Source organism: Lysobacter sp. (assembly GCF_035655815.1).
Taxonomy (GTDB): Bacteria; Pseudomonadota; Gammaproteobacteria; order Xanthomonadales; family Xanthomonadaceae; genus Lysobacter_J.
In genome coordinates, this window is sequence record NZ_DASRTS010000023.1 from 103,053 (window position 1) to 125,765 (window position 22,713).

The 22,713-nt window shown below is 67.7% G+C and carries 26 protein-coding genes; 23 read left to right on the top strand and 3 right to left on the bottom strand.

All coding sequences use genetic code 11. The features are described 5' to 3' along the window. Nucleotides 1–81: 81 nt before the first annotated feature. The 8 genes from VFE83_RS06005 to VFE83_RS06040 all read left to right on the top strand — a co-directional run bounded on the left by VFE83_RS06005 (nt 82) and on the right by VFE83_RS06040 (nt 7,134). Nucleotides 82–1,746, top strand: coding sequence for a CTP synthase (locus VFE83_RS06005; RefSeq protein WP_324904076.1), 1,665 nt, complete (start codon nt 82–84; stop codon nt 1,744–1,746). Between the two features lie 135 nt (nt 1,747–1,881). Continuing rightward, nucleotides 1,882–2,715, top strand: a complete 834-nt coding sequence (kdsA, locus tag VFE83_RS06010) for a 3-deoxy-8-phosphooctulonate synthase (RefSeq protein ID WP_324904078.1) — start codon at nt 1,882–1,884, stop codon at nt 2,713–2,715. A 141-nt stretch (nt 2,716–2,856) separates the two neighbouring features. Then, nucleotides 2,857–4,143, top strand: a complete 1,287-nt coding sequence (gene eno, locus VFE83_RS06015) for a phosphopyruvate hydratase (protein WP_324904080.1) — start codon at nt 2,857–2,859, stop codon at nt 4,141–4,143. A gap of 18 nt (nt 4,144–4,161) precedes the next feature. Next, nucleotides 4,162–4,506, top strand: a complete 345-nt coding sequence (ftsB, locus tag VFE83_RS06020) for a cell division protein FtsB (protein WP_324904083.1) — start codon at nt 4,162–4,164, stop codon at nt 4,504–4,506. Beyond that, nucleotides 4,503–5,186, top strand: coding sequence for a 2-C-methyl-D-erythritol 4-phosphate cytidylyltransferase (gene ispD, locus VFE83_RS06025; RefSeq protein WP_324904085.1), 684 nt, complete (start codon nt 4,503–4,505; stop codon nt 5,184–5,186). Before ftsB ends, ispD begins: the two co-directional genes overlap by 4 nt. Then, complete coding sequence (gene ispF / locus VFE83_RS06030; protein ID WP_324904087.1) at nt 5,183–5,677, top strand: 2-C-methyl-D-erythritol 2,4-cyclodiphosphate synthase; 495 nt, start codon at nt 5,183–5,185, stop codon at nt 5,675–5,677. Before ispD ends, ispF begins: the two co-directional genes overlap by 4 nt. Further along, nucleotides 5,674–6,726, top strand: coding sequence for a tRNA pseudouridine(13) synthase TruD (gene truD / locus VFE83_RS06035; protein WP_324904089.1), 1,053 nt, complete (start codon nt 5,674–5,676; stop codon nt 6,724–6,726). Before ispF ends, truD begins: the two co-directional genes overlap by 4 nt. A gap of 162 nt (nt 6,727–6,888) precedes the next feature. Continuing rightward, the gene (locus VFE83_RS06040; RefSeq protein WP_324904091.1) at nt 6,889–7,134 is read left to right on the top strand and encodes a hypothetical protein; all 246 of its coding nucleotides are present in this window, start codon (nt 6,889–6,891) and stop codon (nt 7,132–7,134) included. Between the two features lie 26 nt (nt 7,135–7,160). Here the strand turns inward: VFE83_RS06040 and VFE83_RS06045 are convergent, their stop codons facing one another. Beyond that, the gene (locus VFE83_RS06045) at nt 7,161–7,730 is read right to left on the bottom strand and encodes a Smr/MutS family protein (protein ID WP_324904093.1); all 570 of its coding nucleotides are present in this window, start codon (nt 7,728–7,730) and stop codon (nt 7,161–7,163) included. A 155-nt stretch (nt 7,731–7,885) separates the two neighbouring features. Here VFE83_RS06045 and surE point away from each other — a divergent pair, with 155 nt between their 5' ends. The 5 genes from surE (at nt 7,886) to VFE83_RS06070 (ending at nt 11,827) form a co-directional block, all read left to right on the top strand. After that, complete coding sequence (surE, locus tag VFE83_RS06050; protein ID WP_324904095.1) at nt 7,886–8,674, top strand: 5'/3'-nucleotidase SurE; 789 nt, start codon at nt 7,886–7,888, stop codon at nt 8,672–8,674. After that, complete coding sequence (locus tag VFE83_RS06055; protein WP_324904097.1) at nt 8,671–9,363, top strand: protein-L-isoaspartate(D-aspartate) O-methyltransferase; 693 nt, start codon at nt 8,671–8,673, stop codon at nt 9,361–9,363. Before surE ends, VFE83_RS06055 begins: the two co-directional genes overlap by 4 nt. 4 nt (nt 9,364–9,367) lie before the next feature. Further along, nucleotides 9,368–10,018, top strand: coding sequence for an exopolysaccharide biosynthesis protein (locus VFE83_RS06060; protein WP_324904099.1), 651 nt, complete (start codon nt 9,368–9,370; stop codon nt 10,016–10,018). Nucleotides 10,019–10,169: 151 nt separating this feature from the next. Continuing rightward, complete coding sequence (locus tag VFE83_RS06065) at nt 10,170–10,910, top strand: peptidoglycan DD-metalloendopeptidase family protein (RefSeq protein ID WP_324904101.1); 741 nt, start codon at nt 10,170–10,172, stop codon at nt 10,908–10,910. Beyond that, nucleotides 10,907–11,827, top strand: coding sequence for an endonuclease/exonuclease/phosphatase family protein (locus tag VFE83_RS06070; protein WP_324904103.1), 921 nt, complete (start codon nt 10,907–10,909; stop codon nt 11,825–11,827). The genes VFE83_RS06065 and VFE83_RS06070 overlap by 4 nt, the downstream gene beginning before the upstream one ends. Nucleotides 11,828–11,948: 121 nt before the next feature. On the opposite strand, the gene VFE83_RS06075 is transcribed toward VFE83_RS06070, so the two are convergent. Together VFE83_RS06075 and yhbY are read right to left on the bottom strand one after the other, a co-directional pair. Beyond that, complete coding sequence (locus tag VFE83_RS06075; protein ID WP_324904105.1) at nt 11,949–12,323, bottom strand: Mth938-like domain-containing protein; 375 nt, start codon at nt 12,321–12,323, stop codon at nt 11,949–11,951. A 75-nt stretch (nt 12,324–12,398) separates the two neighbouring features. Then, nucleotides 12,399–12,704 (bottom strand): ribosome assembly RNA-binding protein YhbY, encoded by a 306-nt coding sequence (gene yhbY / locus VFE83_RS06080; RefSeq protein WP_324904107.1) that lies wholly within the window; start codon nt 12,702–12,704, stop codon nt 12,399–12,401. Nucleotides 12,705–12,783: 79 nt separating this feature from the next. Here yhbY and rlmE point away from each other — a divergent pair, with 79 nt between their 5' ends. The 10 genes from rlmE to VFE83_RS06130 all read left to right on the top strand — a co-directional run bounded on the left by rlmE (nt 12,784) and on the right by VFE83_RS06130 (nt 22,655). Next, entirely contained in the window at nt 12,784–13,431 is a 648-nt protein-coding gene (rlmE, locus tag VFE83_RS06085; RefSeq protein ID WP_324904109.1) for a 23S rRNA (uridine(2552)-2'-O)-methyltransferase RlmE, read from the top strand. A 74-nt stretch (nt 13,432–13,505) separates the two neighbouring features. Continuing rightward, nucleotides 13,506–15,401: an ATP-dependent zinc metalloprotease FtsH gene (gene ftsH, locus VFE83_RS06090; RefSeq protein ID WP_324904111.1), complete on the top strand. Its 1,896-nt coding sequence runs from the start codon at nt 13,506–13,508 to the stop codon at nt 15,399–15,401. A gap of 88 nt (nt 15,402–15,489) precedes the next feature. Then, nucleotides 15,490–15,909 carry a hypothetical protein gene (locus VFE83_RS06095; protein ID WP_324904112.1) on the top strand — a complete coding sequence of 140 codons (420 nt, stop codon included), beginning with the start codon at nt 15,490–15,492 and terminating at the stop codon, nt 15,907–15,909. A gap of 99 nt (nt 15,910–16,008) precedes the next feature. Further along, nucleotides 16,009–16,908 (top strand): dihydropteroate synthase, encoded by a 900-nt coding sequence (gene folP / locus VFE83_RS06100; protein WP_324904114.1) that lies wholly within the window; start codon nt 16,009–16,011, stop codon nt 16,906–16,908. 651 nt (nt 16,909–17,559) lie between these two features. Beyond that, on the top strand, nt 17,560–18,537 hold the full coding sequence (miaA, locus tag VFE83_RS06105; protein ID WP_324904116.1) for a tRNA (adenosine(37)-N6)-dimethylallyltransferase MiaA: 978 nt from the start codon (nt 17,560–17,562) through the stop codon (nt 18,535–18,537). A 126-nt stretch (nt 18,538–18,663) separates the two neighbouring features. Further along, nucleotides 18,664–18,936 carry an RNA chaperone Hfq gene (gene hfq, locus VFE83_RS06110; protein WP_324904118.1) on the top strand — a complete coding sequence of 91 codons (273 nt, stop codon included), beginning with the start codon at nt 18,664–18,666 and terminating at the stop codon, nt 18,934–18,936. Nucleotides 18,937–19,072: 136 nt separating this feature from the next. After that, nucleotides 19,073–20,389: a ribosome rescue GTPase HflX gene (gene hflX / locus VFE83_RS06115; RefSeq protein ID WP_324904120.1), complete on the top strand. Its 1,317-nt coding sequence runs from the start codon at nt 19,073–19,075 to the stop codon at nt 20,387–20,389. A 97-nt stretch (nt 20,390–20,486) separates the two neighbouring features. After that, nucleotides 20,487–21,602, top strand: coding sequence for an FtsH protease activity modulator HflK (hflK, locus tag VFE83_RS06120; RefSeq protein ID WP_324904122.1), 1,116 nt, complete (start codon nt 20,487–20,489; stop codon nt 21,600–21,602). Continuing rightward, nucleotides 21,599–22,462 (top strand): protease modulator HflC, encoded by an 864-nt coding sequence (locus tag VFE83_RS06125; protein ID WP_324904124.1) that lies wholly within the window; start codon nt 21,599–21,601, stop codon nt 22,460–22,462. The genes hflK and VFE83_RS06125 overlap by 4 nt, the downstream gene beginning before the upstream one ends. Before the next feature lie 7 nt (nt 22,463–22,469). Then, nucleotides 22,470–22,655, top strand: coding sequence for a DUF2065 domain-containing protein (locus tag VFE83_RS06130; protein WP_324904126.1), 186 nt, complete (start codon nt 22,470–22,472; stop codon nt 22,653–22,655). Nucleotides 22,656–22,713 lie beyond the last annotated feature (58 nt).

Sequence of the window (22,713 nt, forward strand, 5' to 3'; positions counted from 1 at the left end):
ATGCAGCTCATGGCGGCGGCGTCAAGGTCGCGGCGGTCAAGCCGAGCCTGTAAACTACGGCTTTCCAGCGGCAGCAAAACCATGACTCCCCTGATTTTCGTCACCGGCGGCGTGGTGTCCTCGCTTGGCAAGGGCATCGCGGCAGCCTCGCTGGCGGCCGTCCTCGAAGCGCGCGGCCTGCGCGTGACGATGATGAAGCTCGACCCCTACATCAACGTCGATCCGGGCACGATGAGCCCGTTCCAGCACGGCGAGGTGTACGTCACCGACGACGGCGCCGAGACCGACCTGGATCTGGGCCACTACGAGCGCTACCTGCGCACGCGACTGTCCCGCAAGAACTCCATCACCACCGGCCGGATCTACGACAACGTGATCCGCAAGGAACGCCGTGGCGATTATCTCGGCGGGACCGTGCAGGGGATCCCGCACATCACCGACGAGATCAAGCGCTGCATCGTCGAGGCTACCGAAGGCTTCGACGTGGGCCTGGTCGAGATCGGCGGCACGGTCGGCGACATCGAGTCGCTGCCGTTCCTCGAGGCCATCCGCCAGATCCGCACCGAACGCGGCCCCGAGGGCGCGATCTTCATGCATCTCACCCTGGTGCCGTGGATCGCCGCGGCGGGCGAGCTGAAGACCAAGCCAACCCAGCACTCGGTGAAGGAGCTGCGCTCCATCGGTATCCAGCCGGACGTCCTGCTGTGCCGCAGCGAGCAGCCGCTGCCCGACAGCGAGCGCCGCAAGATCGCGCTGTTCACCAACGTGCCCGAGCGCGCCGTCATCTCGGCGGTGGACCTGGACAACATCTACAAGATGCCGCGCCGCTTCCACGAGGAAGGCCTGGACGCGATCGTGCTGGACCGCCTGCGCATCAATGCCGGGCCGGCCGACCTGTCGGAATGGGACGAGGTCGTCGACGCCAGCGAGCATCCGGTCGACAACGTCACCATCGCCGTGGTCGGCAAGTACGTCGACCACCAGGACGCATACAAGTCCGTCGGCGAGGCGCTCAAGCACGGCGGCCTGCGCCAGCGCACGCGCGTGAAGCTGAAGTGGCTGGAATCCAGCGACATCGAGCAGCACGGCACGGAGTTGCTCAAGGACGTCGACGGCATCCTGGTGCCCGGCGGCTTCGGCGATCGCGGTTTCGAGGGCAAGGTGCTCACCGCGAAGTTCGCGCGCGAGAGCGGCATGCCGTACTTCGGCATCTGCTACGGCATGCAGGCGGCGGTGGTGGACTATGCCCGCCACGTGGCCAACTTGGGCGGCGCCAACAGCACCGAGAACGACAAGGCTAGCCCGCACCCGGTGATTGGCCTGATCACCGAATGGCGCACTTCTTCCGGCGAGATCGAGCGCCGCAGCGAGGAGAGCGACCTGGGCGGCACCATGCGCCTTGGCCTGCAGGAGCAGCGCCTCAAGCCGGGCACGCTGTCGCGCGAGCTGTACGGCAAGGACGTCGTCGCCGAGCGCCACCGCCATCGTTACGAATTCAACAACCGCTACCGCACGCAGCTCGAGGACGCCGGCCTGGTGATCAGCGCCAAGTCGATGGACGACCTGCTGGTTGAAATGGTCGAACTGCCGCGCGACAGGCATCCGTGGTTCCTGGCCTGCCAGGCGCATCCGGAATTCCTGTCCACGCCGCGCGACGGCCATCCGCTGTTCGTCGGCTTCATCCGCGCCGCGCGCGAGCGCAAGGCGCAGGCGGGCGGACGGCTGCTGAAGGAAGCGACGGCGTGATGCATTGCTCCCTCCCCTTCAAGGGGAGGGCGGGGGAGGGGATGGTTTTTCCCTCCGCGCCACCATGTTCGGAAGGCAAACCCATCCCCACCCAACCCTCCCCTTGAAGGGGAGGGCTTAGAGGCAAAGAAGCCAATGAACCTCTGCGGATTCGAAGTCGGACTGGACCAACCCTTCTTCCTGATCGCCGGCCCGTGTGTGATCGAGTCGATGCAACTGCAGCTCGACACCGCCGGCAAGCTCAAGGAGATCACCTCCGAGCTGGGCATCAACTTCATCTTCAAGTCGAGCTTCGACAAGGCCAACCGCACGTCCGGCACCAGCTTCCGCGGGCCGGGCCTGGAGGAAGGCCTGAAAGTGCTGGCCGAAGTGAAGAAGCAGATCGGCGTGCCGGTGCTGACCGACGTGCACGAATACACCCCGATGCAGGAAGTCGCATCGGTCGTCGACGTGCTGCAGACGCCGGCGTTCCTGTGCCGCCAGACCGACTTCATCCAGAACGTGGCCCGCGCCGGCAAGCCGGTGAACATCAAGAAGGGCCAGTTCCTCTCACCGTGGGAGATGAAGCACGTCACCGACAAGGCCAAGGCTACCGGCAACACGCAGATCATGGCGTGCGAGCGCGGTGTGTCGTTCGGCTACAACAACCTGGTCAGCGACATGCGCTCGCTGAGCGTGATGCGTGACACCGGCTGCCCGGTGGTGTTCGATGCCACGCACTCGGTGCAGCTGCCCGGCGGTGCCGGCGGCAAGAGCGGCGGCCAGCGCGAATTCGTGCCGGTATTGGCGCGCGCCGCCATCGCGGTGGGCATCGACGGCATCTTCATGGAAACCCATCCGGTCCCGGACGAGGCCCTGTCCGACGGCCCCAACGCCTGGCCGCTGCCCAAGATGCGCGCGCTGCTGGAGACGCTGATGGAGCTGGACCGCGTCACCAAGAAGAACGGCTTCCTCGAAGCCGGCGTCTGATTTTTCGACGCAGATCAACGCAGAAAACACGGATAAGGCGGAAGCAGGGGCGGTTATGCCAGCCTGTTCCGGTTCTGCTTTAATCCGTTCCATCCGCGTTGATCCGCGTCCAAACCCACCTTTCGCCCTCACGACGAGCCCATGACGACCATCGCCAAAGTCCACGCCCGCGAAATCCTCGACAGTCGCGGCAATCCGACCCTCGAAGCCGAAGTCACCCTGAGCGACGGCAGCTTCGGCCGCGCCGCCGTGCCCTCGGGCGCCTCGACCGGCACCAAGGAAGCCGTGGAACTGCGTGACGGCGACAAGACCCGTTACCTGGGCAAGGGCGTGCGCAAGGCGGTGGAGAACGTCAACACGACGATCGCCAAGGCGCTGGAAGGCTTCGACGCCGACGACCAGGCCGGCCTGGATCGTCGAATGATCGACCTCGACGGTACCGAAAATAAGGGCCGCCTTGGCGCGAACGCGCTGCTCGGCGTGTCGCTGGCCAACGCCCATGCGGTGGCCGCGTCGAAGAAGCTGCCGCTGTGGAAGTACCTCGCCGGCAACCGTGAGGCCGTGCTGCCGGTGCCGATGATGAACATCATCAATGGCGGCGCGCACGCGGACAACAACGTCGACCTGCAGGAATTCATGATCCTGCCCGTCGGCGTGGACAGCTTCGCCGAGGCGCTGCGCGCCGGCACCGAGGTGTTCCATGCACTCAAGTCCGTGCTCAAGGGCCGCGGCCTGAGCACCGCGGTGGGCGACGAGGGCGGTTTCGCGCCTGACCTGCGCTCCAACGAGGAAGCGCTGGAAACCATCCTGGAAGCCATCGGCAAGGCCGGCTACAAGGCCGGCGAGGACATCCTGCTGGGCTTGGACGTCGCCTCCAGCGAGTTCTACGAGAACGGCAAGTACAACCTCACCGGCGAAGGCAAGCGCCTGACCAGCGAGCAGTTCGTCGACTTCCTTGCCAACTGGGCCGCGCAATACCCCATCGTCACCATCGAGGACGGCATGGCCGAGCACGACTGGGCGGGCTGGAAGCAGCTCACCGACCGCATCGGCAGCAAGGTGCAGCTGGTCGGCGACGACCTGTTCGTGACCAACCCGAAGATCTTCCGCGAAGGCATCGACCAGGGCGTGGCCAACGCCATCCTCATCAAGGTCAACCAGATCGGCACGCTGACCGAGACGCTGGAAGCCATCGCGATGGCCGACGCCAACCGCTACGCGGCGATCGTCTCGCATCGCTCGGGCGAAACCGAGGACACCACGATCTCCGACATCGCAGTGGCGACCACCGCCACGCAGATCAAGACCGGCTCGCTGTGCCGCAGCGACCGCGTCGCCAAGTACAACCAGCTGCTGCGCATCGAGGAAGCGCTCGGCTCGGCGGCGAAGTACGCAGGCCGCGACGCTTTCGTCTCGCTCAAGCGCTAAGGGCCGGAGTCCGCGCGCATGCGCTGGTTGCGACTGCTGCTGGTGGTGCTGGCCGGCCTGCTGGCCTTCCTGCAGTACCGCCTTTGGGTGGGCGAGGGCGGCAGCCGCTCGGTCGCGCGCCTGGAGCAGCAGGTGCAACAGCAGACCCGCGAGAACGCGGGTCTGCAGCAGCGCAACGATGCGCTTGCCGCGGAAGTCGAGGACCTCAAGTCCGGCGAGGCCGCGGTCGAGGAACGCGCGCGCAGCGAACTGGGCATGATCAAGCCCGGCGAGACGTTCTACCGCGTGGTCGAGCCCGACGGCGCGACGCCCCCTGGCGAGGCGCCGCCTGCATCCGAAGCGCCGCAGGCCGCGACTCCGTGATCTGGGCGGTCATTCCCGCGGCCGGACGCGGCAGCCGCTTCGGCAGCGAGATCCCCAAGCAGTACCTCGAAGCGGCCGGCCGGCCGCTGATCGCACACGCCCTCAATGCGCTGCTGTCGCACCCGCGGGTGGCGGGCGCCGTGGTGGCGTTGGCGGCGGACGACCCGCATTGGCCGGGCTGGACCGAATGGAACGGCAAGCCCGTCCTGCGCTGCATCGGTGGCGGCGAGCGCGCGGATTCGGTTCTGGCGGCGCTGCACGCACTTCCGGACAAAGCGGTCGACGACACGCTGGTGCTGGTGCACGATGCGGCCCGGCCGAACCTGCGTGGCGAGGACATCGATCGCCTGCTCGCGGCGGCACTTGCACGCGAGGACGGGGCCATTCTTGGCGCGCCAGTGCGCGACACGCTCAAGCGCGCGGACCCGAACGCACACATCGTCGCGACCGAGCCGCGCGCCGCGTTGTGGCGTGCGTTCACGCCGCAGGCCTTCCGTCGCGGCGCATTGGCCGATGCGCTGCAGCGCGCACGTGCCGATGGCGTGCTCGTCACCGACGAAGCGATGGCGATGGAGCGCGCCGGCGCGCGTCCGATGCTGGTGGAAGGTCGCGAGGACAACCTGAAAGTGACCACCCGGGCCGACCTGGCGTTGGCCGATTACCTGTTGAGGCAGCGATGAGCAGCACCGGCGTTCCCTTCCGTGTCGGCCAGGGTTACGACGTCCACGCCTTCGGCGAAGGCGACCACGTGATGCTGGGCGGCGTGCGCGTTCCGCACGATCGCGGCGTCATCGCGCATTCGGACGGTGACGTCGTGATCCATGCGCTGTGCGATGCGATGCTCGGCGCGCTCGCGCTGGGCGATATCGGCAAGCATTTCCCGCCAAGCGACGAACGCTGGAAAGGTGCCGACAGCCGTGCCTTCCTGCGGCATTGCGACGCCCTTGCACGCGAGCGCGGCTGGCAACTCGGCAACGCCGACGTGACCGTGGTCTGCGAGCGGCCCAAGGTCGGTCCGCATGCGCAGACGATGCGTGAACTGCTCGCGCAGGACCTGAGCGTGGACATCGACGCCATCAGCATCAAGGCGACCACCAGCGAGAAGCTGGGCTTCACCGGCCGCAGCGAGGGCATCGCCGCCATGGCAGTGTGCCTGCTGGTGAAATCGTGAGCGAAAACACGCTTGCGACGGCGCATGGCGCTGCGGTGCTCAGCGCGAAAATCCGCACCACGCCCGAGGATTTCCTCGTCGAGGAATTGCCCGGCTTCGAAGCCAGCGGCAGCGGCGAACACCTGCTGCTGACGGTCGAGAAGCGCGGCATGAATACCGCGTTCGCCGCGCGCCACATCGCGCAGTGGGCGGGCGTAGGTGAGGTCGCGATCGGCTATGCAGGCCTCAAGGACCGCCACGCCGTCACCCGGCAGCGTTTCACCGTACACCTGCCCAAACGCAACGCGCCGGACATCGCCACGCTGGAGTTCGACCGTGGCGAGGAGCGCCTGCGCGTTATCGAGCATACGTGGCACGCCAAGAAGCTGCCGCGCGGCGCACTGGCCGGCAACCGCTTCGTGCTGATGTTGCGCGACGTGGTGGGCGAGCGCGATGCCATCGAAGCGCGGCTGCAATCGATTGCACGGCGCGGCGTGCCCAATTACTTCGGCGAGCAGCGTTTCGGCCGCGGGGGCGACAACGTCGCGGGTGCGCTGGCGATGTTCGCCGGTCGCCGCGTGCGACGCGAGCAGCGCACACTGCTGCTGTCGGCGGCGCGCTCGGAGTTGTTCAATCGCGTGCTGGCCGCGCGCGTATCGGCCGGCACCTGGGACCAGGCGCTCGACGGCGAGGTGTGGATGCTCGACGGCAGCCGAAGCGTGTTCGGGCCGGTGCCGTTCGACGAGACGCTCGCGCAGCGCCTGGATGCGTTCGACATCCATCCGACCGGACCGCTGTGGGGGCGCGGCGACCTGCGCAGCGAAGGTGCGGTCGCGGAGCTCGAACATGCCGTGCTCGATGCCGGCGATGCGCCCGCGTTGCGGCAAGGCCTGGAAGCCGAAGGCCTGAAGCAGGAACGCCGCGCGCTGCGTCTGCGGCCGAGCGAACTCGCGTGGACATGGCGTGACGACGACGCGCTCGAGCTCGCCTTTTCGCTGCCACCGGGCACTTACGCGACAGTGGTGCTGGCCGAACTCGGCGAACTGACGGCAGCCGGACGCGAAGGCTGAGCTTCCCGGTCGCGCCGTCCACGACGGATCTCGACCGCTCGTCGGAATGCAACCGGGGGCACTGGCACCGCCGACGGACGGGGTATATGCCCGCACTTGCAGGGGTGCGACTCCTGCCGCCACACCCGTCGGGTGAGGCGATCACGTCATGGAGATGTCGTCATGAACGCATCGCTACGCATGGTCGTGTTGTCGCTGTCGGTGCTGGGCCTTTCGGCCTGCGCGGGCATGGAAGCCAGGAGCACTTACGTGCCTGAGCCGCAGGAGCCTTCGATCATGGATCCGGACGAGGCCTACATCGCCTACGTCGAACGCATCGCGCGCCGCCGCGGTATCGAAGTGCAGTGGGTGAACGCTCCGACCAAGTCGGCACGCCAGGTCGCCCAGGAATCGGGCCAGCCCAGGTAATCCCTGCCCGTGCCCCGCGGTCCCGCTCAGGACGAACGCAGGCGACGGGGCGCGAGCAGCACCAGCACCGCTCCGGTGCCGCCCTGCGCGGGCGGCGCGGAGTGGAAGGCGAGTATGTCCGCCCGCTGACGAAGCAGGCGGTCCACCAGGTTCTTCAACACCGGCATGCCGCTCGATGCGATCGACGCGGGGCCGTGCGACCCCTTTCCGTGAATGATCCGCACGCAGCCCACGCCATGCTGGCGTGCGTCGTGCAGGAACGCGCGCAGCAGTTGCTCGGCCGCCCGCGCGTCGGCGCCATGCAGGTCCAGTTCTTCCTGGACGGCGATCTCGCCGCGCTTGAGCTTCTGCAGCACGCGCGGCGGCACTTCGTCCCGGCGATAGCTCAGCGCATCGCCGGCATCCAGCAGGCTGGCGTCCAGCGCGTGGCGGAACTCCTCGCGCGCATGCGCCTCATCGCGTTCGGCCATGCGCGCACGAGGTCGCGGACGCGGGCGATCGGGCGGCGACGTGGACTCGCGCAGCGGCCGCACCGGTCCGATCGCGGAGCGGAACAGCTCGGCGTCGTCTTCGTCGTCGTCGCGTGGATCGGCCATTCGACAAGCCTAGCGATGCGGCCCGGTGGCGCAAGCGTGGCGGCTGTCGCCGGCCTGCCAGGATTCATCGGCTATCATGGGTCCCTCTCCGCGGCGGCGCACATTGGTATGCATCCGCCGCCGATGTTCCGCCGCAACATGTCACAAGGGAGTCCATGCGAGTTCTGGTCAGCAACGACGACGGCGTCGACGCCCCCGGCATCCGCGTCCTCGCCGAGGGCCTGCGTGCCGCCGGCCATGAAGTGCTGGTGGTGGCGCCTGACCGGGACCGCTCCGGCGCCAGCAACTCGCTGACCCTGGACGCGCCGGTGCGCGTGCAGCAGCTCGATGAACGCACCTGGCGCGTGTTCGGCACGCCCACCGACTGCGTGCACGTGGCCATCACCGGCATGCTCGAGGTGGAACCCGACATCGTCGTCTCGGGCATCAACAACACCGCCAACCTGGGCGACGACGTGATCTATTCCGGCACCGTCGCCGCGGCGATGGAAGGCCGTTTCCTCGGCCTGCCGGCGGTGGCGATGTCACTGCAGACGGTGGATCACACCGGCCGGCATTACGAGACCGCCGCGCGCGCCGCGGTGGAGATCATCGCCCGCCTGCGCGTGGATCCGCTGCCGGCCGACACCATCCTCAACGTCAACGTGCCCGACGTGCCGTGGGACGAGGTGCGCGGCTTCGAGGTCACGCGCCTCGGCAACCGCCATCGCGCCGAGTCGTGCATCCCGCAGCAGGATCCGCGTGGGCGGCAGTGGTGGTGGATCGGGCCCGCCGGCGCCGAGCAGGACGCCGGTCCGGGTACGGACTTCCATGCCCTGCGCACGGGCCATATCTCCATCACGCCGATCCAGGTGGACCTGACCCGCTACCACGCGCTCGATCAGGTCGCCAGCTGGGTCGACGGTCTGGCGACGTCGCTGCGCAAGCCGGAGCGGATCGCATGACGCTGCGCATGCGGCTGCAGCCGGAGGCGATCGGCTCCGGGCTCACTTCGCAACGCGTGCGCGACCGACTGGTCGAGCGCCTGCGCGAAGGTACCAACAACAGCGGGGGCATCCGCCACGAAGGCGTGCTCAACGCCATCCGCACCGTGCCGCGCCACCTGTTCGTCGATGAGGCGCTGGCCACGCGCGCCTACGAGGACACCGCGCTGCCCATCGGCCACGGCCAGACCATTTCGCAGCCGTGGGTGGTGGCGAAGATGACCGAAGCCCTGCTGGAGTCGGAGCCGAAGAAGGTGCTGGAAATCGGCACGGGTTCCGGCTACCAGGCCGCGGTGCTCGCCGCGCTAGGACTGGAAGTGCACACGGTCGAACGCATCGGCGAGCTGCTGCGCACGGCGCGCAAGCGGTTCCGCCAGCTCGGCATGAACATCCGCAGCAAGCACGACGACGGCCGCATCGGCTGGCCGGAGAACGGTCCGTTCGACGCGATCATCGTCACCGCCGCCGCGCCGGCGCTGGTCGATGCGCTGACCGAACAGCTCGCGCCCGGCGGTACGCTCATCGCCCCGGTCGGCGGCGCCGGCTCGCAGTCGCTGCTCAAGCTGAGCAAGGACGCCGAGGGCGTCGTCACGCAGCAGACGCTGGCACCGGTGGTATTCGTGCCGCTGCTGTCGGGCATGGTTGACTGAAGACATGAGCCAAAACCCCGATCTGTCCGCGTCCGGTTCGGCGCCGTTGGGCGAACAACTGGCCTACATCATCGAGAACCTGCCGCAGGACAGCCTGAGCCTCGGCGCGCTGCTGGATGCTTTCGGCGACGAAGGCTTGCTGCTCCTGACGATCCTGCTGACACTGGTGTTCCTGATCCCGGTCTCGATTCCGGGCGTCAGCACGGTGTTCGGCGCGGCCATCCTGCTTGTGGGCGTAAGCCGCCTGATCGGTCGGCCCCTGTGGCTGCCGGCGCGACTGAAGGACCGCGCCCTGCCTGCGGACAAGCTGCGCCCGGCGCTGTCCGCCGGCATGGTCTGGGTAAACCGGATGGAGAAGGTCAGCCGACCACACCGGCTGCGCCGCCTGGTCGATGGCCGTGTGCCAGGCCTGGTCAACAACTGCGCCTTCATCCTCGCGGCGCTGCTGTTGATGGCACCCTTCGGCTTCGTACCGTTCAGCAATACCTTGCCAGCCTTGGCACTGCTGCTGTTCGCCATCGGCTTCATCCAGCGCGATGGCGGCGCGGTCCTGCTGGGACATCTGGCCAACGTGGGCACGATCATCTACTTCGGCGTCCTGATCGGCGGTGGCGGCGCGGCGGTTCGTGAGCTCTATTCCCGCTGGATGGGCTGATGGACGAAGTGTCGGGTCATCACGGAGCGCACGACGGCGCGCGGGAATACTCGTGCGGCCGTATGGCGCGCCCGCGTGCCGGGCAGTTCCGGTGCTGCCCGGCAGCACCACGCCTGACGGTAGGGAAGGCTCAGTTGGGATGAGAGGACGCATGACAGGAATATCGCGAATCGTCGTTGTGGCGCTGCTGGCCGCTCTGGCGAGCGGCTGCTGGACCACCAAAGTCTATCGTGAGCCGGGCACGTCCTCGCTGCCGCCCTCGAAGCCGAAGCAAGGTGTCACCACGACGGTCAAGCGTGGCGACACGCTGTTCGCGATCGCCTCGCGCAACGACATCCGCGTGCAGGACCTGGCCGCCTGGAACGGATTGAGCACGCCGTACACCATCTACCCCGGCCAGAAGCTGCGCCTGTATCCGGTCGGGAAGGGCGGCCAGGCATCAACGACCACCAAGCCGCCGAAGACGCCGGCAACGACACAGCCCGCGACGCCACCGGCACCGCCCAAGCCTGCAGCCAGCGACATCAAATGGCGCTGGCCGGCCGATGGCCAACTGGTCGGCCGCTATGTGTCGGGCGAACCGACCAAGCAGGGCATCGACATCGCGGGCGCCAGCGGCGCACCGGTACGCGCGGCCGCAGACGGCGTGGTCGTGTATTCGGGCTCGGGCCTGGTCGGCTACGGCGAGCTGATCATCATCAAGCACAACGACCAGTGGCTTTCCGCCTACGGCCATAACCGCAACCGACTGGTGAACGAAGGCCAGCTGGTACGCGCCGGCCAGCAGATCGCCGAGATGGGCCGCACTGGCGCCCCGCGCGAGATGCTGCACTTCGAGGTCCGCTACAACGGCAAGCCGGTCGATCCGCTGCTGTACCTGCCCAAGCAGTGAGCGAAGCGTCCGCGCGCGGCGGACATCCCGGGCGCGCGCTGCTGCGTGGCGTGATCACGGCGCTCCTGCTGGCCGTAGTGGCGGGATGTGCCTCATCCCGGACGCGACCCGAGCCCGAAGCGATGAGCGTGGTGACGCTCAACCTGTGGCACGACCGCAACGACTGGGCACGCCGTCAGGCGCTGATCGCCGATGAGCTCAGCCGCCTTCAGCCCGACGCCGTCCTGCTGCAGGAAGTGCTGCAGGATGCCGGATTGCCGAACCAGGCGCAGTCGCTCGCGCAGCGGCTCGGCTATCACTGGCATTTCGTGTCGGTGGATGCGCCCGGCCGGGCACGCCGTTATGGCAATGCGATCCTGACCCGTGAGCCGATGATCCGCCGTGGCGCGCGTGCATTGCAGCCGGCAAGCGATTACCGCATCGCCGGCTGGGTGCGCACGACCGTGCGCGGGCACGCGCTCGATCTCTACGTCACGCACCTGAACTTCACCGACGCCAGCGGCGCCACGCGCGAGCGCCAGGTGCGTGACCTGATGGACTTCGTTGCCGCGACGAGCGGGGGCGGTGCCGTGGTGATCGGCGGCGACTTCAATACACCCGCCTCCAGCGCGGAGATGACGCCGCTGCGCGAGTCCTTCGTCGATGCCTACGCGGCAGCCCATGACCCCGCCGACGTGGACGGCACGGCGCACGCCACGCTCAACGCGCGGTTCAATCCGCCCGCGCGCATCGACCGGATCTACGTAAGTGGAAGCGCGTTCTGCCGGCCGCAGGCGCGACGCCTGTTCGACCGTCCCGATGTCGACGGGACCTGGGCGTCAGATCATTTCGGCGTCTGGGCGCGCATGCAATGGCGGTTGGACGGACGCTGCGCTCAGCCTGTCGACGACACGCGCGGCGAATTGCCGCGGCAATAAGGAACCTTGCGTATGCGTCGACTCCGGTGCGCGCCCCGCGTGACAGTCGGGCGGCGTGACGATCGATCCGTGGGAAGGAGAGCAGGGGGTCGAGATCAGCAGCCCGCTGACGCCGCGCATGTCAGCCCGCGAGCACGAACGCCGCTACGACGCGGCGGCCTTCGCCGGCCAGGATATTGAAGGTGCGTGCCGCGGCGGCGTTGGTCATGGTCTCCAGGCCGACCCCGCGCGACAGGCAGGCGGCGATCACGGCGGCAGGCGGGAATTTCTGTGCCGCGCCGCTGCCCAGCAGAATGACTTCCGGGTCCAGAGCCAGCACCGGTTCCAGGTCCTGCGGTGTCATCGCCTTCACGTCCTGGACCCCCCAGTCGTCGACCAGCCGGTTGGGCGAAAGCACGAAGCTCGCGTGGAGCTGCCGGTCGTTCACCCGCGCCGAAGCGCCGTCGGCCGCGCGCAGCACGAATTCGTGGTCGGGGTGTTCCAGGTTCAGCTGCATGGTGCGCCGGTTTCGGGTTCGATCGGGAAGAGATGGGGTCCCGGCCGGTCAGGGCAAGCGATCCGCCCGATGCGCTCAGGCCCGCGGCAGCACGATCTGGCGCTTGTCCTTGCTGGGCCGGTACAGCACCGCCGTGTGGCCGATGCGCTGCACCAGCGCCGCGCCGGTGCGTTCGGCGATCTCGCCGATCATGGCGTCGCGCGCGTCGCGGTCCTCGGCACCCACTTTCACCTTGATCAGTTCGTGGTGCTCCAAGGCCAGGTCGACCTCCGCCAGCAGGGCATCGGTCACGCCCTTGCCGCCGACCTGCAGCATCGCCTTCAGATCGTGGGCCTGACCGCGCAGGAAGCGGGTCTGGGCGGCGGTCAGGACGGTCTGCATCGGAATCACGGGCAATCGGGTGGGGTCGCGCAGGGTATCATGACCGCCCCCACGCCCCTCACGCCCCCAACGCCGGCCGATGGCGAGCCGTAGCAAATCCAGCCAGCGCTGGCTCAAGGAACACTTTTCCGACCCCTTCGTGAAGAAGGCCAAGGCGGAGGGCATGCGCTCGCGCGCGGCCTACAAGCTGGAGGAACTGGTCGCCCGCGACCGCCTGCTCAAGCCGGGCATGGTGGTGGTCGACCTGGGAGCCGCCCCTGGCGGCTGGTCCCAATGGGTGCGGCAGGAACTGGACCGCCTCGATCCCGCTCGCCCGGGGCGCGTGATCGCCCTGGACATTCTCGAGATGCCGTCACTGGCCGGGGTCGAATTCCTTCATGGGGATTTCAGGGAGGATGCGGTCCTATCCCGGCTGGTGGAGGCGCTGCGCGGCCAGCCCGTGGACCTTGTCCTGTCCGACATGGCCCCCAATAAGAGCGGTGTGGATGCGGTCGACATGCCGCGGGCGATGTACCTGTCCGAGCTGGCGATGGATTTCGCCGACCAGCACCTGCGTACCGGCGGCAACTTCCTGATCAAGCTGTTCCAGGGCGTGGGCTTCGACGAGTACGTGAAGGAACTGCGCCGGCGCTATGAGAAGGTCGTGATCCGCAAGCCGGAGGCGTCGCGCAAGCGGTCGCCCGAGGTCTACGCGCTGGCACAGGGCAAGCGCGCGGTTATGAAGTAAGGTTCCAGAACGGTTGTACGGCGCCAGGCGCCGCCCCCGCTGCAACGACGCCTTCGGGCGACAGGTAGGAATAGATGAACGATTTGGCCAAGAATCTGCTGCTCTGGGTGATCGTCGCCGTCGTGCTGATGGTGGTCTTCCAGGCGTTCGGACCGCGCGCGGTGGGCAGCGAGACGCTGGCCTACGACCAGTTCGTGCAGCAGGTGCAGCAGGATCGGGTAAAGGAAGTGAAGATCGCCGACGATCGCACCACGATCACCGGCGAGCGCAAGGACGGCAGCAAGTTCACCACCTACAGCCCAGGCGACAAGGATCTGGTCAACGACCTGATCAACCACAAGGTCGCTATCGAGCAGTCGCCGCCGCAGAGCGGCCCGTCGCTGCTGTACATCATCATCAACGTACTGCCGTGGCTGCTGTTCATCGGCATCTGGGTGTACTTCATGCGCCAGATGCAGCAGGGCGGCAGCAAGGGCGCGATGAGCTTCGGCCGCTCGCGCGCGAAGCTGCAGGGCGAGGACCAGGTCAAGGTCACGCTGGCCGACGTCGCCGGCTGCGACGAGGCCAAGGAAGAAGTCGGCGAACTGGTCGAGTTCCTGCGCGACCCGTCCAAGTTCCAGAAGCTGGGCGGCAAGATTCCGCGCGGCGTGCTGATGGTCGGTCCGCCGGGCACCGGCAAGACGCTGCTGGCGCGCGCCATCGCTGGCGAGGCCAAGGTGCCGTTCTTCAGCATTTCCGGTTCGGATTTCGTCGAGATGTTCGTCGGCGTTGGCGCCAGCCGCGTGCGCGACATGTTCGAGCAGGCCAAGAAGAACGCCCCCTGCATCATCTTCATCGACGAGATCGACGCGGTCGGTCGCCATCGCGGCGCCGGCCTGGGCGGCGGCCACGACGAGCGCGAGCAGACCCTCAACCAGTTGCTGGTCGAAATGGACGGCTTCGAGGGCGGCGAGGGCGTGATCGTGATCGCCGCGACCAACCGTCCGGACGTGCTCGATCCTGCGCTGCTGCGGCCGGGCCGCTTCGACCGCCAGGTCGTGGTGGGCCTGCCGGACGTGAAGGGCCGCGAGCAGATCCTGCGCGTGCACATGCGCAAACTGCCGCTGCACGACGACGTCGATCCGATGACGATCGCGCGCGGTACGCCGGGCTTCTCCGGTGCGGACCTGGCCAACCTCTGCAACGAGGCGGCGCTGTTCGCCGCTCGCGAGAACGCCAAGGACGTGCGCATGGAGCACTTCGACCGTGCGCGCGACAAGATCCTGATGGGCGCCGAGCGCCGCTCGATGGCGATGAGCGAGGACGAGAAGAAGCTCACCGCCTACCACGAAGCCGGCCATGCCATCGTCGGCCGCATCGTTCCGGAACACGACCCGGTCTACAAGGTCACCATCATCCCGCGCGGTCGCGCGCTGGGTGTGACCATGTACCTGCCGGAAGGCGACAAGTACAGCTACAACAAGACCGCAATCGAGTCGCAGCTGTGCTCGCTGTACGGCGGCCGCGTCGCCGAGGAGCTGATCTTCGGCGCCGACAAGGTCACCACAGGCGCTTCCAACGACATCGAGCGCGCCACCAAGATGGCCCGCAACATGGCCACCAAGTGGGGTCTGTCCGAACTGGGCCCGATCACGTTCGGCGAGGAAGAGGATGAGGTGTTCCTGGGCCGTTCGGTCACGCAGCACAAGAACGTGTCCAACGAGACCGCGCGCAAGATCGACGAGGTCGTGCGCAACATCCTCGACAAGGCCTACGGGCGCACGACGCAGATCCTCAAGGACAATCTGGACAAGCTGCACGTGATGGCCGACGCGCTGCTGCAGTACGAGACGATCGACGCGCACCAGATCGACGACATTATGGCCGGCCGCCGTCCGGGCCCGCCGGCCGACTGGTCCAAGTCCGGCCGCATCAGCAAGGACGATGGCGAGCGTCCGGGCACCATCGGTGGTCCGGCGGCGCAGACCTGATCGCGACGCGATTGGCGTACAAGACAAGGGCGGCTTCGGCCGCCCTTGTCGTTTTTTAGGCGCAAGGCAGACACGCGGGAAGGCGGCCATGGACAGGATCGAGGAGTTCTTCGAACGTTACGAGCGGGGCGCCAACACCTTCGACCCTGACGTTGTCGCACCGCAATACACCGATCCGTTCATGGGGGGCGATCCCAACGGAGTAGCGTGCATCCCGAACGACGAGGCCTTCCGTGCCTCCATTTCCCAGCGGCAGGCGTTCTTCCGGCACATCGGTTTTCGTTCCGCGCGAATCCTGGATCTGACGCAGACGCCGCTGGACGAGCGCTACACGCAGGTGAAGGTGCACTGGCAGATGGTCTTCGAGAAGACGCCAGGCAGCCCGCAGGAATTCAGGTTCCACATCACCTACTTCCTGTTCGATCCGGGCAGCGGCCCAAAGATCGCGTTCTACATCTCGCACGACGACGAGCGGAAGACCATGCGCGACGCGGGGCTGATTCCCTGATCGTCGTCATCTCCGTTGCGCGCTTCGGCTCGGCGGCGGCAACGTGGATCCCGGCCCTGCAAGGCTTAGCATGGGCGATCCCCGAGCCCGGATCTGCCCATGTTCGACACCACGCCCACGCTGGATTGCAACGGCCGCATCCTCGTTCTCGACCGCCCGCGCGTGATGGGCATCGTCAACGTGACGCCCGATTCGTTCTCGGACGGTGGCGCGCACGACTCGCTGGAGACGGCCGTCGCGCACGGCCTGAAGCTGGCGGAGGAGGGCGCAGACATCCTCGACATCGGTGGCGAATCCACGCGCCCGGGTGCGGCGGAGGTGCCGGTCGAAGAAGAACTGCGACGCACGATCCCGGTGATCGAACGACTGGCGCGGGAAACCTCGTTGCCGATCAGCATCGATACGTCCAAGCCCGAAGTGATGCGCGCGGCCGTGCAGGCCGGCGCAGGCATGATCAACGATGTCTACGGCCTGCGCCGCGAAGGTGCGCTGGATGCAGCGGCGGGCCTCGGCGTGCCGGTGGTGCTGATGCACATGCAGGGCGAGCCACGGTCGATGCAGGACGCGCCGCAGTACGACGACGTCGTCGCGCAGGTGCATCGCTTCCTCGCCGAGCGCATCTTCGCCGCGGAAATGGCGGGCATCGCCAAGAAGAAGATCGTGGTCGATCCGGGGTTCGGATTCGGCAAGAACACGCAGCACAACCTGCTGCTGCTCGCGCAGCTGGAGCGTTTTGCCGAACTGGGCGTGCCACTGCTGGCCGGCCTTTCGCGCAAGCGCACCATCGGCGAGATCACCGGGCGCGAGGATCCGCGTGATCGCGCGATGGGCTCGGTGGCCGCGCACCTGATCGCCGCGCAACGCGGGGCGAAACTCTTACGCGTGCACGACGTGGCCGCGACGGTGGATGCACTCAAGGTGTGGAATGCGGTCGCGGCGCAGCCGGCGCCGCGCACCACCAGGTCTTCGTCGATGCCGAAGTGGCCCGACGACGAGTGAGGAATGGCCTGATCATTTTTTGACCGATATGGCTGCGGCGCTTGAGCCGCAAGGCTCGCAGGTTGTTGCGCACATCGCTGTCCGCATGCTTGTCCACAGGCATTGTGGACATCAGGGTCGAAAACATACGGATGCGGCGCTGCACATACGCAAACGCTCGCGCAAATCAAACGTTTTTTGCGGTCAATTTTTCGCCAACTGTCTTGCACGCCTTGCGGTGCAAGGCGTGCAGCTCGGTCTCCACATCGCTGTCCGCAGGTTTGTCCACAGATCATGTGGATAGATGCAGTCGTTGCATTGGAAACGGATCAGGCAGGAACAGTTCCGCGATGCCGAAAACGCACTCGGCGTCAAGCAATTTGGCTGGTCAATTTTTCGCCAAAACTGCTGCGGGCCGCGACACAGCAACGTATGCGGCGCATCCTCACACTGCTGTCCGCAGGCTTGTCCACAGGGTGTGTGGATAGCGCACTCGTGATGGCCAAAATTTCGCCAGACACCCGGGAAGCCTTGCCGCGCCTGGGACGTGACGCCTTATCAACAGCCTTGCCCCAGTGGTTCTCCACAGCGGGTGTGGAGAAAAGGACGAAGCACCGTTTCCGCCGTGCCGCGCCTGTGCGAGGCTAGGTGCCCGATCGATCCACATCCGCCATGCCCGCCGACCAGCGTCCCATCGCCATCGCCCTGATGGGTCCGACCGCGTCGGGCAAGACGGCGCTGGCGCTGGAATGGGCGGAGCGCTTCGGGGGCGAGATCGTCAGCGTCGATTCGGCGCTGGTGTACCGGCGGCTCGACATCGGCTCGGCCAAGCCCACGCCGGCGGAGCGGGCCCGCGTGCCGCATCACGTGCTGGACCTGCGCGAGCCGTGGCAACCGTATTCCGCGGCGGACTTCGCGGCGGACGCCCGCCGTGCAGTGGAGGACATCGTCGCGCGCGGCCGTTTGCCGATCCTGGCCGGCGGTACAGGCCTGTACTTCCACGCGTTGCTCCACGGGCTCTCGCCCATGCCGCAGGCCGATGCGGACATGCGTGCGCAGCTGGAGCAGGAGGCGCGGGAGCGCGGCTGGAACGTGCTGCATGCCGAACTGGCCGCGATCGATCCGCAGGCCGCCGCACGGGTCCACGCCACCGATGCGCAGCGCATCCAGCGGGCGCTGGAGGTGTACCGCCTGTCCGGCCGCACCATCAGCGACTGGCGCAGCGAGGCGGCCTCGACACCGCCATTGCCCGTGCGCGTGCTCAAGCTGGTGCTCGCCCCGGCGGACCGCACCGAACTGCACCGCCGCATCGAACTCCGCTTCGATCAGATGCTGCAGCAGGGATTCATGGACGAAGTGCGCGCGCTGCGGGCGACGCCGGAGCTGCGCGATCACCCGGCGCCACTGGACCTGCCGGCGTTGCGTGCGGTGGGTTATCGGCAGGCCTGGGAGCACCTGGACGGCGGCACCACGGCGGCGGAGTTTCGCGACCGTGGCGTGCACGCCACGCGCCAGCTGGCCAAGCGGCAGCTGACCTGGCTGCGCGGCGAGCTCGACGCGCAATGGTTCGATCCCGCGCTGCAGCGCGAGGAACTGGAGGCGGCACGTGCCTTGTTCATGGACGGCGTCACGGGACGGACGAAGCGCTGAGTCGGGTGCGCATGCGGCGGGATCGATTGCGCTACCATCGGCCGGTCGCCACCATGGGGACAGGGAACAGGCGATGCGGGCAGATCGCGCCGCCCTCATAACTAGAACGAGTCGGGGAAATACGCCATGTCCAAGGGACAGTCTTTGCAGGATCCTTTCCTGAATGCGCTGCGTCGTGAGCGCGTGCCGGTTTCGGTGTATCTGGTCAACGGCATCAAGCTGCAGGGCACCATCGAGTCCTTCGACCAGTTCGTGGTGCTGCTGCGCAACACCGTGAGCCAGATGGTCTACAAGCACGCTATTTCCACCGTCGTGCCGGCGCGCAACGTGCGCGTGGGTCCGGGTGGCGGCTATGTCCAGTCGTCCGAGGGCGGCGAGGGCGGCGAAGAGTCCGAGTGATGCCGGACGGGCGGCGTGAAGACGCCGCCATGCCCGGCCGCCCGCAGGTCCGGGCGGGAGCAGGACCTGCGGCCCTTGCATGGGCGCGGGTCCGTGCCCATGTTGTCATCCTGTACCCGCACAGGTTGACCTCCGTTTGTTCGAAAGATCCCGCAAAGGCGAGCACGCGCTCCTGATCCAGCCCCATGCCGGCGGCCCGCCGGACGAGGACCTGATGGAGGAGTTCGCCGACCTTGCCCGCTCGGCCGGCGCAAGCATTGCCGCGGTGCTGACCGCGCGCATCGATCGCCCCAATGCCGCGATGCTGATCGGCAGCGGCAAGCTGGAAGAGGTGAAGGCCGCCGCCGATGCGACGGGCGCGGACCTCATCCTCGTCAACCATCCGCTCACGCCCGGCCAGGAGCGAAACCTGGAGCGCGCGCTGCAGCGTCGGGTGGTCGACCGCACCGGCCTGATCCTCGACATCTTCGCCCAGCGTGCGCACAGCCACGACGGCAAGCTGCAGGTCGAGCTCGCCCAGCTCAAGCACATGGCCACGCGACTGGTGCGCGGCTGGACCCACCTCGAGCGCCAGCGCGGTGGTTCCATCGGCCTGCGCGGCCCCGGCGAAACCCAGCTGGAAACCGACCGTCGCCTGTTGCAGAAGCGCCTGGAGCAATTGCAGCGCCGACTGGAAAAGGTCGAGGTGCAGCGCACGCAGATGCGTCGCGCCCGCGTGCGCAGCGAGCTGCCCCGCGTAGCGCTGGTGGGCTACACCAACGCCGGCAAGTCGACGCTGTTCAATGCGCTGACCGGCGCGGACGCATACGCGGCGGACCAGTTGTTCGCCACGCTCGATCCCACGGTGCGCCGCATCGAACTGTCGGGCGGTGGCGTCGTGCTGGCCGACACGGTCGGTTTCGTGCGTGACCTGCCGCACGAACTGGTCGCGGCGTTCCGCTCGACCCTGTCGGAGTCGCGCGAGGCCGACCTGCTGCTGCACGTGGTGGATGCGGCCGACCCGCTGCGCGACGAACGCATCGCCCAGGTGGATGCCGTGCTGCGCGACATCGGCGCAGGCGACATCCCGCAACTGCTGGTGTTCAACAAGATCGACAAGCTCGACGACGGCGAAGGCGCCACGCAGCCGCGGCTCGACCGGCCCGCCGAAGGGCGCATGCGCGTGTGGCTCTCGGCGCGCGACGGACGCGGTCTGGACGTGCTGCGGCAGGCGCTGGCCGAGGCACTGCAGTTGCGTCACCTGGTCGGCGAGGTGCGCATACCGCCACAAGCGGCCAAGCTGCGCGCACGCCTGCACGACCTGGGCGCTGTCCGTGGCGAGGAGCACGACGAACACGGGTGGCGGATCCGCGTGGACTTGCCGCTGGCCGACGCCCAGAAGCTGTTCGTGCAGGCGCATGGCGAGGCGCTGCGGCCGCTGCTGCCGCCCGAGGAAGCCGAAGACGCGGCCTGAGGCGCCCGGCTTGCTTGAGGCACATCGCACCCCCACCTAGAATCGACGCACCCGCGCGCAGCTGAATACGCGCGCCGATCCCCCACCTGGAGCAGGCATGGCCTGGAACACCCCTGGTAGTGACAACTCCGGCGGTTCGAATGGACGAACCCCGCGGCAACGCAGACCCGACGGCCGCGGGCTGGACGCTTTGCTCGATCCCCTGCGCGGGCTGTTCGGCGGCGGCGCGGGTGGCGGCAACATCCTGCGCTGGGCCGCGATCGTGTTCGGCCTGTGGCTGGTGTTCAACTGCTTCGTGCTGGTAACCGAACAGGAGCGCGGCGTCGTGCTGCGCTTCGGCCAGTTCTCGCGCGTGCTCGAACCGGGTCCGCACCTGAAGGCGCCGTGGCCGATCGAGCGCGTGACCAAGGTCAACGCCACGCAGAGCAATGCCTACAGCGACACCGTGCCGGTGTTCACCCGCGACGCCAACATGGTGAACGTCGAGATCAACGTGCAGTACCGCATCGGCGATCCGCAAACCTACCTGTTCGGTTCGCGAGATGCCGACCGCGTGCTGCGTGAAGCCGCGCAGAGCGCCGTGCGCGAGCAGGTCGGCCGTTCCGACCTGGACACCGTGCTCAACGCGCGCTCGGAACTCACCACGACCGTGAAGCAGCAACTGCAGTCTTCGCTGCAGGCCTATCGCACCGGCCTGGTGGTGACGGAGCTCAACCTGCCCAATGCCCGTCCGCCGGACGAGGTGAAGGACGCCTTCGACGAAGTGCAGCGCGCCGCGTCCGACAAGACCACCGCCATCAACCAGGCGCAGGCTTACGCCAAGCAGATCGTGCCGGAAGCGCGCGGCGAGGCGGCGCGCGTGCGTGCGGCGGCGGAAGGCTACAAGACCGCATCGGTCGCCCGCGCCGAAGGCGACGCGACCCGTTTCTCGCTGCTGGTGGACCAGTACCGCAACGCGCCGGATGTCACGCGCAAGCGCCTGTGGCTCGATACCGTCCAGGAGGTCCTGGCGGAGAACCGCACCGTCGTCGGCGGCAATTCGCGCCAGCTGATCTACGTCCCGATGGGCGACAAGCGCAATGGGGCGGCCGCTGGCGGCACGCCGATGCTCACGCCGGACCTGCTGGCGCCCTCGATCACGAACGATGCCGCAGACACCGGCCGGCCGGCGCGTTCGCCGCGCCCGACGGGCCGTGAGGAGGTCACGCGATGAAATTCTCCCTCTGGATCGCCGCGGTGGTCGCGGCCCTGTTCGCACTGCTGGGTTCGGTGTTCGTCGTGCGCGAGGGCCACAGTGCCATCGTGTTGAACCTGGGCCGCGTGGTGCGCACCGATATCGGTCCGGGCCTGCACTTCAAGTGGCCGCTGGTCGAGACCGCGCGCGTGTTCGACCGCCGCCTGCAGGTGCTCGATGCGGACCCCGAGCGCTATCTCACCGCGGACAAGCAGAACGTCAGCGTCGACTTCTTCGCCCTGGGTCGCATCAACGACCTGCGCACGTTCTACCGCGCGACCGGCGGCAACGAGACGATCGCGGTCGAGCGCCTGGCGCCGATCATCCGCGATTCGCTGATCAACGAGATCAACTCCCGCACCCTGCAGCAGGTGGTGTCCGGCGACCGTACCGCGGTCATCGGACGTCAGCTGGAGGCCATCAACCAGGGCGCGCAGACGTTGGGCGTGAAGATCGTCGACATCCGCATCAAGCGCATCGAGCTGCCGCAGGACAGCAACGTGGTCACCTCGGTCTACAACCAGATGCGCAGCCAGCGTCTGCAGGTAGCCAGCCAGCTGCGCGCCGAAGGCGTGGAGCAGGCGCAGGCGATCCGTGCCCAGGCCGAGCGCGACAAGCAGGTGATCGTGGCCGAGGCCGAGCGCGACGCTCAGAAGCTGCGTGGCGAAGGCGATGCCGAGGCCACCCGCCTGTATGCGCAGGCGGCGAGCAAGGACCCGGGCTTCTACGCCTTCCAGCGCAGCCTCGATGCCTATCGCAAGGCCTTCGGCAACGGCGACAGCGTGATCGTGCTGGACCGCGACGATCCGTTCATCCAGTACCTGCGTTCAGAGCGCTGAGCGGCCCGTGAGCGAACTGCTCTCGGCCCTGTGCCTGGTCGCGGTACTGGAAGGTCTGTTCCTGTTCGCGGCGCCGCGTGGATGGAAGCGCGCCGCGGAACAACTGCACGCGTTGCCGGACCGGCATCTGCGCCTGGTCGGAGCCGTGGTGGTGGGCGTCGGCCTGCTGTCGCTGTGGTGGGTGCGGGCCTGAGGCCGCGCTGACCGGGGTCTTCACGCAGACCTGCCCGGATCGGCCGGATTCTCCCGAC

What these genes read in the sequence shown, in the direction of transcription:
- VFE83_RS06005 (WP_324904076.1), top strand. Translation starts at nt 82, where the DNA reads ATGACTCCCCTGATTTTCGTCACCGGCGGCGTGGTGTCCTCGCTTGGC.
- kdsA (WP_324904078.1), top strand. Translation starts at nt 1,882, where the DNA reads ATGAACCTCTGCGGATTCGAAGTCGGACTGGACCAACCCTTCTTCCTG.
- eno (WP_324904080.1), top strand. Translation starts at nt 2,857, where the DNA reads ATGACGACCATCGCCAAAGTCCACGCCCGCGAAATCCTCGACAGTCGC.
- ftsB (WP_324904083.1), top strand. Translation starts at nt 4,162, where the DNA reads ATGCGCTGGTTGCGACTGCTGCTGGTGGTGCTGGCCGGCCTGCTGGCC.
- ispF (WP_324904087.1), top strand. Translation starts at nt 5,183, where the DNA reads ATGAGCAGCACCGGCGTTCCCTTCCGTGTCGGCCAGGGTTACGACGTC.
- VFE83_RS06040 (WP_324904091.1), top strand. Translation starts at nt 6,889, where the DNA reads ATGAACGCATCGCTACGCATGGTCGTGTTGTCGCTGTCGGTGCTGGGC.
- VFE83_RS06045 (WP_324904093.1), bottom strand. Translation starts at nt 7,730, where the DNA reads ATGGCCGATCCACGCGACGACGACGAAGACGACGCCGAGCTGTTCCGC.
- surE (WP_324904095.1), top strand. Translation starts at nt 7,886, where the DNA reads ATGCGAGTTCTGGTCAGCAACGACGACGGCGTCGACGCCCCCGGCATC.
- VFE83_RS06055 (WP_324904097.1), top strand. Translation starts at nt 8,671, where the DNA reads ATGACGCTGCGCATGCGGCTGCAGCCGGAGGCGATCGGCTCCGGGCTC.
- VFE83_RS06060 (WP_324904099.1), top strand. Translation starts at nt 9,368, where the DNA reads ATGAGCCAAAACCCCGATCTGTCCGCGTCCGGTTCGGCGCCGTTGGGC.
- VFE83_RS06065 (WP_324904101.1), top strand. Translation starts at nt 10,170, where the DNA reads ATGACAGGAATATCGCGAATCGTCGTTGTGGCGCTGCTGGCCGCTCTG.
- VFE83_RS06075 (WP_324904105.1), bottom strand. Translation starts at nt 12,323, where the DNA reads ATGCAGCTGAACCTGGAACACCCCGACCACGAATTCGTGCTGCGCGCG.
- yhbY (WP_324904107.1), bottom strand. Translation starts at nt 12,704, where the DNA reads ATGCAGACCGTCCTGACCGCCGCCCAGACCCGCTTCCTGCGCGGTCAG.
- rlmE (WP_324904109.1), top strand. Translation starts at nt 12,784, where the DNA reads ATGGCGAGCCGTAGCAAATCCAGCCAGCGCTGGCTCAAGGAACACTTT.
- ftsH (WP_324904111.1), top strand. Translation starts at nt 13,506, where the DNA reads ATGAACGATTTGGCCAAGAATCTGCTGCTCTGGGTGATCGTCGCCGTC.
- VFE83_RS06095 (WP_324904112.1), top strand. Translation starts at nt 15,490, where the DNA reads ATGGACAGGATCGAGGAGTTCTTCGAACGTTACGAGCGGGGCGCCAAC.
- folP (WP_324904114.1), top strand. Translation starts at nt 16,009, where the DNA reads ATGTTCGACACCACGCCCACGCTGGATTGCAACGGCCGCATCCTCGTT.
- miaA (WP_324904116.1), top strand. Translation starts at nt 17,560, where the DNA reads ATGCCCGCCGACCAGCGTCCCATCGCCATCGCCCTGATGGGTCCGACC.
- hfq (WP_324904118.1), top strand. Translation starts at nt 18,664, where the DNA reads ATGTCCAAGGGACAGTCTTTGCAGGATCCTTTCCTGAATGCGCTGCGT.
- hflK (WP_324904122.1), top strand. Translation starts at nt 20,487, where the DNA reads ATGGCCTGGAACACCCCTGGTAGTGACAACTCCGGCGGTTCGAATGGA.
- VFE83_RS06125 (WP_324904124.1), top strand. Translation starts at nt 21,599, where the DNA reads ATGAAATTCTCCCTCTGGATCGCCGCGGTGGTCGCGGCCCTGTTCGCA.